The organism is Rhizobium sp. Leaf341 (assembly GCF_001424325.1).
Classification (GTDB): domain Bacteria; phylum Pseudomonadota; class Alphaproteobacteria; order Rhizobiales; family Rhizobiaceae; genus Ferranicluibacter.
In genome coordinates this window covers 72,720-84,890 of record NZ_LMPE01000003.1, presented here as the reverse complement: position 1 = coordinate 84,890, position 12,171 = coordinate 72,720, and the positions used below count along the sequence as shown (strand labels likewise).

Genomic DNA, 12,171 nt, shown 5'->3' with positions numbered 1-12,171 from the left:
TCATGGCCGTCGATACGTCACCGCGCAGCACCACCTGGACCTTCGTCGACGGCGAATGGGTGGCGGGCAATCCGCCGCTGATCGGGCCGACCTCTCATGCCATGTGGCTCGGCTCGACCGTGTTCGACGGGTCGCGCTGGTTCGACGGCATCGCCCCGGATCTCGACCTGCACTGCCAGCGGGTCAACCGGTCGGCTTTGGCGCTCGGCCTTGATCCGGTCGTCGCCGCCGAGGATATCGAAGGGCTCGCCTGGGAAGGCGTCAAGCGGTTCGACGGGAAGACCGCAATCTACATCAAGCCGATGTACTGGGCCGAACACGGCATGCCGGGCTCGGTGGTGGCAGCCGATCCGGCCTCCACGCGCTTTGCGCTCTGCCTGTTCGAAGCGCCGATGAACACGGCGCAGCCGTCCTCGCTGACCGTCTCGCCCTTCCGCCGTCCGAGCCCGGAGGTCGCGGTGACCACGGCCAAGACCGGCAGCCTCTATCCCAATTCCGGCCGCATGATTCTCGAGGCCCGCGCCCGCGGCTTCGACAATGCGCTGGCCAAGGACATGAACGGCAACGTGGCGGAAACCGCCTCGTCCAACATCTTCATGGTCAAGGACGGCGTCGTCTTCACCCCGCTTGCCAACGGCACCTTCCTCGCCGGGATCACCCGCTCCCGCGTGCTCACCCTGCTGCGCCGCGCGGGGCTCGACGTGCGCGAAACCACGCTCACGGTCGAGGACTTCCTGTCGGCCGACGAGATCTTCACCTCCGGCAACTATTCCAAGATCGTCCCGGTCATCCGCCTCGACGACCACCATGTCCAGGAAGGCCCGGTCGGCAAGAAGGCGCTCGAAGTCTACATGGACTGGGCGCACGGCAACGGCTCGGATTTCTGAGCGGCCGGAAGAGCGGGGCGGCCGTTCCGGGCCCGCCGCTCCCCCGCGTGACCGGGGAGACGTGACCGGGGAGACGGTCGCGGCAGCGGCATGAGGTGCCGCCGGCCCGAAAGCACAGTGCTCAAGGGGCCGATGCCGCCGCCTTGGCCCCGCCCGTCTTCTCGCCTGTCGCCTCGCTTGTCGTCCCGCCCGTTGTTATGTCCGTCGTCAGGGCAAAGTCCCGCATCTCCCTGACGCTGAGATAGGCCAGCCGGTCCGGGGGCGTGTCCATGGCGCGCTGCCAGAGGCCGGGCTTGATGCCCATGGCGTCGAGATGGCGGGTCACGGTGGCGGTGGTGCGCTGGGCTTCGGACATCGCCATTTCCGGCGAAAGTTTCTCGCGCGAGCCGTTGAACACCTGGTGCACGCCGACGACCGCGCCCTCGGCCACCGTCCGCTCCACGCCGCCGGAAAGCACGAGAGGGCAGGAGGAGGCGCAGAGCGCACCCTTGTCGACCCGCGTGGACAGCTGCCGGTCGCGAACGAGCTTCGACATGGCGAGCGCGTCGCTGACGGAACCGCCGGGCGAATCGAGGCTCACCACCTTCACATATTCGCCGCGGGCCTCGATCTCCGCGGCGAACCGCACGGCCGCGCCCGGATCGATCGCCCCCTTGGCAAGCAGGATGCCGCCCGGCTGCAGCTCGAAGCGGATCGCCTGCTTCAGCACCTCCGGATCGGTCGTCACCTCGCCGGGCGCGTCCTCCGGCTCGCCGGTGGTGAGTGCGGGCGGCAGCACCGGCGCGCTGGACGGGCTCGCCGGATCGTAGGCCGGCACGAGAGCGGCCTCCTGGCTGATGGTCCGCCAGTCGATCAGCACGAAAACCAGCGCAGCGGCCAGCAGCCCGTAGAAGAAGGCCCGCATCATCTGCCCGTCGTCCAGCCGCGCAAGACGGTGGAGCACCGTCTGCGCAGTCTGCGCAAAGCCCGTGCCGGTCGTCGTCGGCCGTTCCGCCAGCACGCGCGCCCGCTCCGGTCGAGCTCCTTCCGGTCGAGCCCCCGCCGGTCGTGCACGCTCCGAACGTGCGCCTTCCGAACGCGGCCGATGCCCGTCGCCGGCGGCTCCGCCGTCGTCCGCCGTCAGGCTCATGCGGGTGTTCCGGAGCGCGGCGCCCGCGGCGGACCCTTTGCGGCGATGTCGAGGCTCGTGATGTTGGTCGGCTCGGGGGTGTCTGCCGTGGCGGGCGCAGCGGCGTCCAGGACCGTATTCTCGTCCCGGGCCTTGTGCTCGTCCCGGGCCGCGTGCTCGTCTCTGGCACGGCGCTCCTCCTGGGCGCGGCTTTCCGGCACCGGTCCGTCGCCCCGCGCGATCGCCTCGATATCCACACCGCTGCGGGTCAGCGCCCGTTGCACCTCGATCGCCTCGAGCAGTTCGGCCGCGGTGATGCGCTGCGCGAAGGGCATGGTCTGTTCCTGCCGGCGCAGCGCCGCATGCACGATCGACAGCATGAAGACGAGCACGGCCGGGAGGAGGTCGATCGAAATGGCGCCGGCCCAGCTCGGAATGAAGTCCGAGGCGTAGCGCAGCACGGCTTCGGCCGAGGACAGGGGCACGAAGCGCCGGTCGGCGACGGGTTCGCGCGCGAGGATCTCGTCCGCGGCCGTCGACAGGACCCGGGATTGCGCGGCGACCGAGGAGCGGATCGTTTCCATCACCCGGTCCTGCCGGTTGGCAAGGTCCGGCGCATCGCCATCGGCGATCGGCGCGATGAAGCCGAGCGAGAGATCCTCCGCCGCGCGCTTGACCGAGGGGGCGATGGACGTCTGCTGCAGCGAGGTGATGACGCCCGACAGCGCCACGACTTCGGCCGAGAACTGGTCGGCGCGCGGGTCGATCGCGCCGGGGGCCGAGACCAGGGTGCGCATGGTCTCGAGATGTTTGCGGCCATCGTCGAACAGGGTGGTGACCCGTTCGCGCGAGGCGGTGATGCCGTTTTCGAGCTCGGTCAGCTGGGCGGCCATCTGCGACAGCAGCTGCACGACGCTGCCCGCGCCCGTGGTTCCCGTCAGGGCGCCGGTTTCGCGCTCCTGGTCGGCCAGCCGCTGGAAGCGTTCCTGCGTCCGCTGGATGTCGGGCAGCAGGCTCTGGGCGGCCAGCGCATTCTGGTGCGCCTTGTCGAGATCGGCCGTGTAGTCTTCCAGCGTCTCGGCCAGATGCTGCTCGAGGGCGGCCGATCCGGCAAGGGCAGCCGCGTTGAGCCAGCTCGACATGGCGATGATCATGGCACAGCCGAGCGCCATCACGCCGATCATGGCGCCCCGCCCGGCGGTGCCGGTGACATGCGGATAGAACCGCGCCATGTAGCTCCAGAACGCATAGATCGCGACGGAGACGGCGCTGGAATAGATCAGGGCAGCGAAGAACACGGAGGTGGCCGACCCGTCGAGGATCGAGCGAACGCCAAGATAGGTGTAGACGCCGGAGGCGAGCGACAGCACGGCAAGCGCGAAACGCGTCATGGTCTCGACGGCCTCGATGCCGTCCTGCAGTCGATGCGAAGCGCCTAGCGCCATGGAAAATTCCCTTGGTTTCGAAAGTCTTAACAGAGGCTTAAGAAACGGGCGAAATGAAGGCCGCACCCCGCGCGCGACCGGGTTCGGGGGCTTCGCCCCGCGCAAGGACGCTGCGATGACGCTGTCGTGATCCGGCGTGTCCGGAAAACCATTTCACCCGGTGCGGTGAATTTAGGAGCGCCGCCGGTTGCCTCCGGCAAGCGCGGTGCCTATGTTCCCCGGACGATTTCGCGAATGAATTCCGATGCCAAGAGGAGAACCGCCATGGCCTTCGAACTTCCCCCGCTTCCCTATGATTACGATGCGCTGGCCCCCTACATGTCGCGCGAGACGCTCGAATATCATCACGACAAGCACCATCAGGCCTATGTGACGGCCGGCAACAAGCTGGCGGAAGAGGCCGGGCTGGCCGATCTCTCGCTCGAAGAGATCGTCAAGAAGTCCTACGGCACCAACCAGCCGCTCTTCAACAATGCCGGTCAGCACTACAACCATCTGCATTTCTGGAAGTGGATGAAGAAGGGCGGCGGCGGCACGTCGCTGCCGGGCAAGCTCGACGCGGCCATCAAGTCCGATCTCGGCGGTTACGACAAGTTCAAGGCCGACTTCATCGCGGCCGGCGTCGGCCAGTTCGGCTCGGGCTGGGCCTGGCTCGCCGTCAAGGACGGCAAGCTGCAGATCGCCAAGACCCCGAACGGCGAAAACCCGCTCGTCCACGGTGCAACGCCGGTGCTCGGCGTCGATGTCTGGGAACACTCCTACTACATCGACTACCGCAACGCCCGCCCGAAGTACCTCGAGGCCTTCATCGACAACCTGATCAACTGGGACTACGTCCTGGAGCTTTACGAAAAGGCAGCCTGATCAGGCTTCCAACGACGAACAGCGGGGCCTTCGGGTCCCGCTTTTTTATGCGGCGTGTTTGATCCGCTGGCGCGCCCGGTTGTCGCGCCGTCACGAGGCGACAGGCGGCGGGCTCCAGCCGGTGATCCAGCTCTCCCGCATCCGGTCACCCGCACCGGCGAAGGACGCATTCGTCGGTTCGCAGTGCTCCACACGGTCGGTCCGGAAATGCCGCAGCGCGTGCCGCAGCTCGCACCACGCGATCATCACCGTCGTTTCCGGATAATAGACGACGGCGAGCGGGCAGACGGTCCGCTCCGTCGCCTCGCCCTGTTCGTCGCGGTAATCGAGAACCAGTTTGCGCTCGTCGCGTATGGCGCGGCGGACGAGCGCCAGGTCGATCCCCTCCGGTGGATCGGGAATGGCACCCCAGGCATGGAGCGCGCGGCTGGCGAACGCGCGGCCGAGGGGAGCGGGCACCGCACCGGCGATCTTGTCGCCGACCCGGCGGGCGGCGCCGCGCAGCTCCGGATCGCCGGAGCGTTCCAGCAGCGCGAGGGCGACCACCAGCGCTTCCATCTCTTCGATCGAGAACATCAGGGGCGGCAGGTCGAAGCCGGGCCGCAGGATGTAGCCGAGGCCGCGGGCACCCTCGATCGGCACGCGCATCGCCTGCAAGGCCGCGATATCGCGATAGACCGAGCGGACCGTCACCTCCAGCCTTTCGGCCATCCCCGCCGCCGTCAACGGCCGTCGGGCAAGCCGCAGCATCTGGATGATTTCGAAAAGCCGCGATGCCTTGCGCATGTTCCCTCACGCCGCTGAACCCAACTGACACCACCCTGTCAGGAGCCTGGATTTATAGCACGAACGTGATGACGGGATACCGGCGGCCTCCAGGGCCGCTGCCCTGATCCCGTCGCGTCTAGGCAGGCAACAAGGATCCCGCATGACCTACGCCGAAAATCTCTGGCTCTTCTTCACCCTGCTGTTCGGCATCATCATCGTGCCCGGCATGGACATGGCGCTCGTCCTGTCCAGCGCGCTTTCCGGCGGCCGGAGAGCGGGCTTCCTTGCGACGGCCGGCGTCATGGCGGGCGGCGTGGTCCACACGATCTATGCCGTGATCGGCATCAGCGCGCTCGTCCGTTACGTGCCGCACCTGTTCGACGCGCTGCTGCTGGCCGGCGCGGCCTATATCGCGTGGATCGGCCTCTCGCTCGTGCGCAGCAGCGCCCGTCTCGCGACGATCGCGCCGGGCGGGGAGACGCTCTCGCCCGCCGCCCGTGCGCCATCGGGCTGGAGCTTCTTCCGGCGCGGCGCCATCACCTGCCTCCTCAATCCGAAAGCCTATCTCTTCATGCTGGCCGTATTCCCGCAGTTCCTGAAGCCGCATTACGGGCAGATCGGCGTGCAGGCGGCGATCCTGTCGATGATCACGGCGACGACGCAGCTCGGCGTCTACGGCACCCTTGCCTTCACCGCCGGTCGAAGCCGGACGCTGCTTTCGGGGCACCCCCGGGTAACGGCGCTGATCGGTCGCGGGGTCGGCGTGCTGCTGATTGCGGTCGCGGCGCTGACCGTCTGGACCGCCGGGTGGGGAGGGGCGTGACGGGACTTGGGCTCCAAGGCTCGGGCTTCAAGGCCTGGACTTCAGAGCGTTGGCTCAGCGCGTGGCGGAAAGGCTTCCGCGCCTGTTATTCGTAAGTCTGAAGTTTCACTGGAGACCGGGCCGGCGATCCGTGCTGCGCCGCAATGATGCCGCCTTTTGCCGCATGGTGCGCGTACCATCCTGTTTCGAAAGGACTATCGGCTTGCATCGTCTTCTCCTCGCCTGCGCCCTTTTGGCCGCGACCGCCTCCCATTCCCTGGCCGCCTCCGCGGCAGCGGAGGATGTCGACGTCACCTGCACGATCATGCTCGATGCCGCGACGGGCAAGGTGCTGGTCGAGGAGGGCGACTGCGCCACGCGCACGACGCCGGCCTCCACCTTCAAGATCCCGCTGGCGCTGATCGGCTACGACACGAAATTTCTCAAAGACGAAACGACGCCCGTCCTCGCCTACCAGAAGGGCGATCCGGACTGGGGCGGGGCCAACTGGCTGCGCGATACCAACCCGACCGACTGGCTGCGCTATTCCGTCGTCTGGTATTCCCAGCGCATCACGCGCGATCTCGGCCGCGACACGCTGGAGCGCTATGCGCGTGCCTTCCAATACGGCAATGCCGATCTTTCGGGCGATCCCGGCTTCGACAACGGGCTGGAACGCGCCTGGATCGCCTCTTCGCTGCAGATCTCGCCGCGCGAGCAGGTCGCCTTCCTGCGCGGCCTCGTCAACGGCACGCTGCCGGTCGGGGCCGAGGCGATCGAAAAGACGCGGCGCATCGTGGAACGCCGCGATGCCGGCGACTGGACGCTGCACGGCAAGACGGGTGCCGCCTTTCCCCGCCGCGCGGATCGCAGCTTCGACGATGCCCATGGCTGGGGCTGGTATGTCGGTTGGGCCGAACAGAAGGGGCACGCGGACGGGGCCGTGGTCTTCGCCCGCCTGATCCGGACGCGCGAGCAGACGAAGACCTCGCCCGGCGTGCTGACGCGCGATGCGCTGATCGCGCAATGGCCGGCGCTGTCGCGCACGCTCGGTCGCTGAGGCCTGTTCCCCCACACGTCGTCGGTCAAAGCCCGTCGGCCAAACCCGTCGGCCGAAGCCGGTTGTCCAAAGCCTGTCGACCAACTGTTTTGCGTCTCGCCTTTCGCAAAGATTTTACTTTCAACGCGCCGAGAAGATGCCAAGATGCCTGCGACGAAATGGCCGCGCGTCCCGGAGGAGTCGGTCGTCTCGCTCGGCCATGTATGACGGCGAGGCGCCTGCAAACGCACCTCGATAGCAGAGAGGAATTCCATGAAACTGAGAACCCTGTTTCTCGCGGCCGCCCTGACGGGGCTTGCTGCCGGTGCCGTGACGGCCGCCGAGCCGCAAGAGGTGCGCGAAGGCCTGATGAAGAAGATCGGCGGCTCGATGGGCGCGCTTTCGGCCATGGCCAAGGGACAGAAGCCCTTCGATGCCGATCTGGTGAAGGCATCGCTGACGACGATCTCGACCAGCATCAAGGCCTTCCCGGACCAGTTCCCAGCGGGATCGGAAGCCAATTCCGAAGCGAGCCCGAAGATCTGGGAAAACAAGGCCGACTTCGACGCCAAGGCTGCAAGCCTGGCGGCCGATGCCGACATGGTTCTGGCGCAGCTGCCCGCCGATCCCGCCGCCCTCGGCCTGGCGATCGGCAAGCTCGGCCCGCATTGCGGCGACTGTCATCAGGTCTACCGCCTCAAGAAGTAGGCGGCAGACCGGCCAGAGGCCCCCTGCGCCCGCGCAAGGGGCCCGTCTCGCGAGGGATCCGTCCTGTCAACGGGAATGGCGATCCCGCAAGGATCCTGTCCTGAGGCGACGCGTCGGCGCCGGCCGTGACCATTCGGCCGGCCATCAGCGCCGTCTGCGCATCTGCCTGGCAGCATCGGCCGCCCGGCCGCGACACCGCCCGCCATCCGCCCATCATCATTCGAGCCCAAAGGCACCGCGTTCCCGGACCCCGGCGCCCCGACCACAAGGATCTGCCGCATGGCCCGTCGCGCGCGCACATTTGTCTCGACCGTGCTGTTCCTCGGCATCGTCGTTGCGGGGGGCGCCTGGTTCGTCACCAAGCCCGAACCCTGGCCGGCCGCGCATTGGGAGGGCCTCGGTGATCCGGATCTCGGCCATGGCGAGCAGGTGTTCTGGGCCGGCGGCTGCACGAGCTGCCATGCGGCGCCGGGTTCGGAGGGCGATGCCAAGCTGGTGCTGACCGGCGGGCTGCCGCTGAAGAGCCCGTTCGGCACCTTCCACGTGCCCAACATCTCGCCTGACGACACCGCCGGCATCGGCCGCTGGACGCTCGCCCAGTTCGGCAACGCCATGACGCGCGGCGTCGGACCGGAGGGCGAGCACCTCTACCCCTCGTTTCCCTACGGCTCCTATGCCCGGCTGACGCAGACGGACGTCAACGACCTCTTCGGCTTCATCAAGACCTTGCCGAAGAGCGCGAATGTCGCCCCGCCGCATGAGCTGCCGTTCCCGTTCAACATCCGCGCCTCGCTCGGCGGCTGGAAGCTGCTGTTCTACAGCGACAAGGCGCGCGTGCCGATCGACCAGGCGAATGCAAAGCTGGTGCGCGGCCAGTATCTCGTGGAAGGCCCCGGCCATTGCGGCGAATGCCACACCCCGCGCAATGCGCTGGGCGGCTTCAAGACCGACCTGTGGCTCGCGGGCGCGCCGAACCCGGAGGGCGAGGGCCAGATCCCCGATATCACCCCCGGCTCCAAATCCATCGGCGGCTGGAGCGAGGCGGATATCGCCAACTATCTCGAAACCGGCTTCACGCCGGATTTCGACAGCGTCGGCGGCTCCATGGTCGAGGTCCAGAAGAACATCGCCAAGCTCCCCGCCGCCGACCGCGAAGCCATCGCCGCCTATCTGAAGGCCGTGCCGGCCCGCTGAAGCGCGTCTTGATGCCTGTCGTTTCCCGAAACCGCTGCACGCGTGTCGGGCGACAGGCATGAGGCGCGGTTGACAAGAAGGGGGCCGCAGAGGGTTTGGATGGGCGTGTCTCCACCATCCGGATTTTCGAAACGGCCGCGCGACGGATCGGTTCGCCTGACGCCGGCGTCGGGAGAAAGCCCTGCCGTTTTTCGACCACCTCGCACAGGCTGGTGCGGCAGGGCCGAAAGATCAGCACCAGGCTTATGGTCCCGCTCTCGCAACGGGCGCCTCCTTCAGGGACGAGGCGTTTCCGGACCGGCGATCCAGGGCGGGGCGGCCGTCATGAACGGCAGACCCCTTGGTCGCGCCGGGAACGCGCCGGCGAGATCCAGCTGTGCCATAGGGAGGACGCGTGCACGCCTATCGCAAGGCCTGCACATACCGCATTCCCGTTACCGGACCCGGCGTGAAATCCTCGCTTTCGTAGAAACGGTGCGCCTGGACATTGCCGGTGGCGGCGCTGACCGAGAGATAGGCGCAGCCGGCGCGGCGGGCTTCCTGGCGTGCCTTCGCCACGAGGTGGCGACCGATGCCGGTGCCGCGATGGGCGTCGCGCACGAAGAGATGGTGCAGGTCCATACCGCGCACGCCAAGCTGCGCCCGGTAGAGCGGCACGAGGATGGCGTAGCCGATCAGCGTGCCCGCCGCCTCGGCGACCAGCGCCGTGATCCACGGCACCGGCCCGAACAGGTCGCGCGCCAGCGTGTCCGCGTCGAGCGGAGCCGTGTCGCCATGATGCGCGGCAAGCTCGGCGATCATGGCGCAGAGCGCGGGGATATCGCCCGCGCGGGCGGACCGGATCGTGACCAGCGGCGCGCGGTCCGGCACGGCGGCAGCCTGCAGGTCGAGGCCGGCCGGCGAGCCGAGCTGTTGCGCGCTTGTCCGGTCTGAGCTTGGTCGGGTTAGGTCAGGCAGGTGTGAGAGAGGCGGATGTGAGACAGGCGGGGAAGACAGGGTCGGCATCGTGGTTTCCTGAAGCTGATCCGCCCCAGGCACCCGTCAAAACAAAAGCCGCCTGGCGGCGGCTTGTTGAACGTGATCAGACAGCCGCATCTATGAATGCAGCGTAAAATACCAGCGGGCACGGGTTGCGGTCGTGATCATGGAACTGTCATGGCCCCTTTTGCGGTCCCTGTCAATGTCGGCCTCCCGTCGGCGCAGGGCCGCGCGGCGGCGCGTGCCTCCACGCACATGTCCCACGCATGTGCCCAATGCGGCAGGTCAGCGTGTCGGCACCTGCTTCTCTTCCAGAGGCCGGGCGTGCTCGCCGTCGCAGAGCGCATGGTCCGACAGGGCGCGCAGGACATAGCAATCCTCGACGGTATGGCCGGTGCAATGGGAAACGATCCGCTCCAGCTCATGCTCCAGCCGCTGCAGCTGCGTGATCTTCGCCCGAACGGCGGCCAGATGCTCGACGGCGATGGCGTCGGCGCGCGCGCACGGCTTTTCCGGGTGATCGCTGAGGTCGATCAGATCGCGCAGCGCCTCGATCGACAGGCCGAGATCGCGCCCGTGGCGAATGAAGGCGAGCCGGTCGAGCGCGCGTTTCTCGTAGCGCCGCTGGTTGCCCTCCGTGCGCTCGGCCGGTGCAATCAGGCCCGCCTGCTCGTAATACCGGATGGTGGGCACCTTCACGCCGGTGCGCCGCGACAGATCGCCGATCGAATACATGGCCCGTGGTCTCCGCGCGGCAGGGACGGCCGCTGGCCCTGAGATAGGCGCGACCGCCGCCGGTTTAAAGCACTCGGCCTTGCCGGCAGGCGTCTCTCACGCCTCGAGCGGCAGCGTCAGCCCGTGCTTGATCGTCTTCAGGGCGATGATGCTCCTGTATTTCCGCACGAGCGCCTGCTGCTCGCTCATCAGGCGTTCGATGAAGGCGTTGTAGTCGGCAAGGTCGCGCACGACGACGAGGAGGACATAGTCCATATCCCCTGTGACGTACCAGCACGACTGGATCTCCGGCGCCTGGTCGAGCCATCGCTGGAACTGGTCGAGCGTGTGGCGATGCTCGTTCTGGATCTCCAGCTCCACCAGAATCGACAGCGGCCGGCCGACCGCCTTCGGGTCGATCACGGCGACGATCTTCTGGATGGTCCCGTCCTGCTTCAGCCGGCCGATGCGCCGCTCGACGGCCGAGGTCGAGAGGTTGACCATGTCGGCGAGGCGCTTTGCCGGCAGGTCGGCATTCTCCTGCAACGCCTGCAGGATCCGTCTGTCCACATCGTCCATGGCGTCACATGTCTCCTCGACGCGGAATATCGGCGTGTCGTTCTTCAAGATGACGGTTTTACCGCATCCGGCTGTCGTATCCTAAGCCCATGACACGAGAACCCGAACTCTCCCACGAAAACATCAGCGCGGCGCGACAGGTCATCGACCCCGTCTTTCTGAACAGCCCGCTGCTGTCCTGTCCGACGGCCGGCCTCATGCTGTTTGCCAAGGACGAGACCGACAATCCGATCCGCAGCTTCAAGGGCCGCGGCACGGGCTATTATCTTGCGCACGGCACGGCCAAGACGGGCGCCGCAAGCAGAGACCCTCTGGTCACGGCGTCGGCCGGCAATTTCGGGCAGGGCCTTGCCTATAACGCCGCGCGGCACGGGCGATCCCTCGTCGTCTTTGCCAGCGTCAACGCCAATCCGCTGAAGATTGCGGCCATGCGCCGGCTGGGCGCAGAGGTCCATCTCGCCGGAGAGGATTTCGATGCGGCAAAGGACGCCGCACGACACCATGCCCGCGACCGCGATCTCGCCTTCGTGGAGGACGGTGCACATGCGGCGATTGCGGAAGGTGCGGGGACGATCGCAACCGAGCTGAGCGAGGCCGTCGATGCGCTCGACGTCGTCTACGTCCCCCTCGGCAACGGTGCTCTTGCGGCCGGAATCGGGTGCTGGTTCAAGGCGCGGGCACCGCAAACCCGCGTGGTCGCGGTCGCTGCCACCGGCGCGCCCTGCATGGCGCTGTCCTATCGGGCGGGCCGGGCGATCGCGACGCCGGACGGCAACACGATCGCCGACGGGATCGCGGTCCGCATCCCCGTGCCCTCCGCCGTCGATTGGCTGCGCGACACGGTCGACGAGGTCGTGCTCGTCGACGACGACGAGATCGTGCAGGCGATGCGGTTTGCCGAGCGAACCTGGGGTCGCCGTGTCGAACCGGCGGGGGCGGCCGGCCTGGCGGCCATTCTCGCGCAGGCCGCAAGCCTCAAGGGCCAGCGCGTGGCGACCGCCCTCTGCGGCGGCAACCTGACCGAAGCGCAGATCGCAGGCTGGCTTTCCTGAGCGAACGGCCCTGAGCGATCGACCCCGTGCTTT

Annotated in this window: 13 protein-coding genes; 7 read left to right on the top strand and 6 right to left on the bottom strand. The window is 67.5% G+C overall.

Annotated features, from left to right (window positions below; all coding sequences use genetic code 11):
* Positions 1-2: 2 nt before the first annotated feature.
* Positions 3-887 (top strand): branched-chain amino acid aminotransferase, encoded by an 885-nt coding sequence (locus tag ASG03_RS02080; protein ID WP_062469359.1) that lies wholly within the window; start codon positions 3-5, stop codon positions 885-887.
* A 121-nt stretch (positions 888-1,008) separates the two neighbouring features.
* On the opposite strand, the gene ASG03_RS02075 is transcribed toward ASG03_RS02080, so the two are convergent.
* Positions 1,009-1,794: a hypothetical protein gene (locus ASG03_RS02075; RefSeq protein ID WP_244475177.1), complete on the bottom strand. Its 786-nt coding sequence runs from the start codon at positions 1,792-1,794 to the stop codon at positions 1,009-1,011.
* A 218-nt stretch (positions 1,795-2,012) separates the two neighbouring features.
* Positions 2,013-3,440 carry a hypothetical protein gene (locus ASG03_RS02070; RefSeq protein WP_062691891.1) on the bottom strand — a complete coding sequence of 476 codons (1,428 nt, stop codon included), beginning with the start codon at positions 3,438-3,440 and terminating at the stop codon, positions 2,013-2,015.
* Between the two features lie 264 nt (positions 3,441-3,704).
* Between ASG03_RS02070 and ASG03_RS02065 the strand changes: the two genes are divergently transcribed.
* Complete coding sequence (locus ASG03_RS02065) at positions 3,705-4,304, top strand: superoxide dismutase (protein WP_062469353.1); 600 nt, start codon at positions 3,705-3,707, stop codon at positions 4,302-4,304.
* Positions 4,305-4,394: 90 nt separating this feature from the next.
* Here the strand turns inward: ASG03_RS02065 and ASG03_RS02060 are convergent, their stop codons facing one another.
* Positions 4,395-5,090: a helix-turn-helix transcriptional regulator gene (locus tag ASG03_RS02060; RefSeq protein WP_062691889.1), complete on the bottom strand. Its 696-nt coding sequence runs from the start codon at positions 5,088-5,090 to the stop codon at positions 4,395-4,397.
* Positions 5,091-5,232: 142 nt separating this feature from the next.
* Between ASG03_RS02060 and ASG03_RS02055 the strand changes: the two genes are divergently transcribed.
* From ASG03_RS02055 to ASG03_RS02040, 4 genes are all read left to right on the top strand, one after another.
* On the top strand, positions 5,233-5,895 hold the full coding sequence (locus ASG03_RS02055) for a LysE family translocator (protein WP_062691887.1): 663 nt from the start codon (positions 5,233-5,235) through the stop codon (positions 5,893-5,895).
* Between the two features lie 232 nt (positions 5,896-6,127).
* Complete coding sequence (gene blaOXA, locus ASG03_RS02050; RefSeq protein WP_443216582.1) at positions 6,128-6,934, top strand: class D beta-lactamase; 807 nt, start codon at positions 6,128-6,130, stop codon at positions 6,932-6,934.
* 252 nt (positions 6,935-7,186) lie between these two features.
* The gene (locus ASG03_RS02045) at positions 7,187-7,621 is read left to right on the top strand and encodes a c-type cytochrome (protein ID WP_062691883.1); all 435 of its coding nucleotides are present in this window, start codon (positions 7,187-7,189) and stop codon (positions 7,619-7,621) included.
* Positions 7,622-7,900: 279 nt separating this feature from the next.
* On the top strand, positions 7,901-8,815 hold the full coding sequence (locus tag ASG03_RS02040; protein WP_062691881.1) for a c-type cytochrome: 915 nt from the start codon (positions 7,901-7,903) through the stop codon (positions 8,813-8,815).
* Between the two features lie 402 nt (positions 8,816-9,217).
* Here ASG03_RS02040 and ASG03_RS02035 read toward each other — a convergent pair whose 3' ends face one another.
* From ASG03_RS02035 to ASG03_RS02025, 3 genes are all read right to left on the bottom strand, one after another.
* Positions 9,218-9,820 (bottom strand): GNAT family N-acetyltransferase, encoded by a 603-nt coding sequence (locus tag ASG03_RS02035; RefSeq protein ID WP_082475494.1) that lies wholly within the window; start codon positions 9,818-9,820, stop codon positions 9,218-9,220.
* 258 nt (positions 9,821-10,078) lie between these two features.
* Entirely contained in the window at positions 10,079-10,528 is a 450-nt protein-coding gene (locus tag ASG03_RS02030) for a MerR family transcriptional regulator (RefSeq protein ID WP_062691879.1), read from the bottom strand.
* 96 nt (positions 10,529-10,624) lie between these two features.
* Positions 10,625-11,086, bottom strand: coding sequence for an Lrp/AsnC family transcriptional regulator (locus ASG03_RS02025; RefSeq protein ID WP_062691877.1), 462 nt, complete (start codon positions 11,084-11,086; stop codon positions 10,625-10,627).
* A gap of 89 nt (positions 11,087-11,175) precedes the next feature.
* On the opposite strand from ASG03_RS02025, the gene ASG03_RS02020 reads away from it, so the two are divergent.
* On the top strand, positions 11,176-12,138 hold the full coding sequence (locus ASG03_RS02020) for a threonine ammonia-lyase (protein ID WP_062691874.1): 963 nt from the start codon (positions 11,176-11,178) through the stop codon (positions 12,136-12,138).
* The last annotated feature ends 33 nt before the right edge of the window (positions 12,139-12,171 follow it).

Excerpts from the sequence above, each read along its gene's own strand:
- ASG03_RS02060 (WP_062691889.1), bottom strand. The coding sequence starts at position 5,090 with ATGCGCAAGGCATCGCGGCTTTTCGAAATCATCCAGATGCTGCGGCTT.
- ASG03_RS02065 (WP_062469353.1), top strand. The coding sequence starts at position 3,705 with ATGGCCTTCGAACTTCCCCCGCTTCCCTATGATTACGATGCGCTGGCC.
- ASG03_RS02045 (WP_062691883.1), top strand. The coding sequence starts at position 7,187 with ATGAAACTGAGAACCCTGTTTCTCGCGGCCGCCCTGACGGGGCTTGCT.
- ASG03_RS02035 (WP_082475494.1), bottom strand. The coding sequence starts at position 9,820 with ATGCCGACCCTGTCTTCCCCGCCTGTCTCACATCCGCCTCTCTCACAC.
- ASG03_RS02025 (WP_062691877.1), bottom strand. The coding sequence starts at position 11,086 with ATGGACGATGTGGACAGACGGATCCTGCAGGCGTTGCAGGAGAATGCC.
- ASG03_RS02040 (WP_062691881.1), top strand. The coding sequence starts at position 7,901 with ATGGCCCGTCGCGCGCGCACATTTGTCTCGACCGTGCTGTTCCTCGGC.
- ASG03_RS02055 (WP_062691887.1), top strand. The coding sequence starts at position 5,233 with ATGACCTACGCCGAAAATCTCTGGCTCTTCTTCACCCTGCTGTTCGGC.
- ASG03_RS02075 (WP_244475177.1), bottom strand. The coding sequence starts at position 1,794 with ATGATGCGGGCCTTCTTCTACGGGCTGCTGGCCGCTGCGCTGGTTTTC.
- ASG03_RS02080 (WP_062469359.1), top strand. The coding sequence starts at position 3 with ATGGCCGTCGATACGTCACCGCGCAGCACCACCTGGACCTTCGTCGAC.
- ASG03_RS02070 (WP_062691891.1), bottom strand. The coding sequence starts at position 3,440 with ATGGCGCTAGGCGCTTCGCATCGACTGCAGGACGGCATCGAGGCCGTC.
- ASG03_RS02030 (WP_062691879.1), bottom strand. The coding sequence starts at position 10,528 with ATGTATTCGATCGGCGATCTGTCGCGGCGCACCGGCGTGAAGGTGCCC.
- ASG03_RS02020 (WP_062691874.1), top strand. The coding sequence starts at position 11,176 with ATGACACGAGAACCCGAACTCTCCCACGAAAACATCAGCGCGGCGCGA.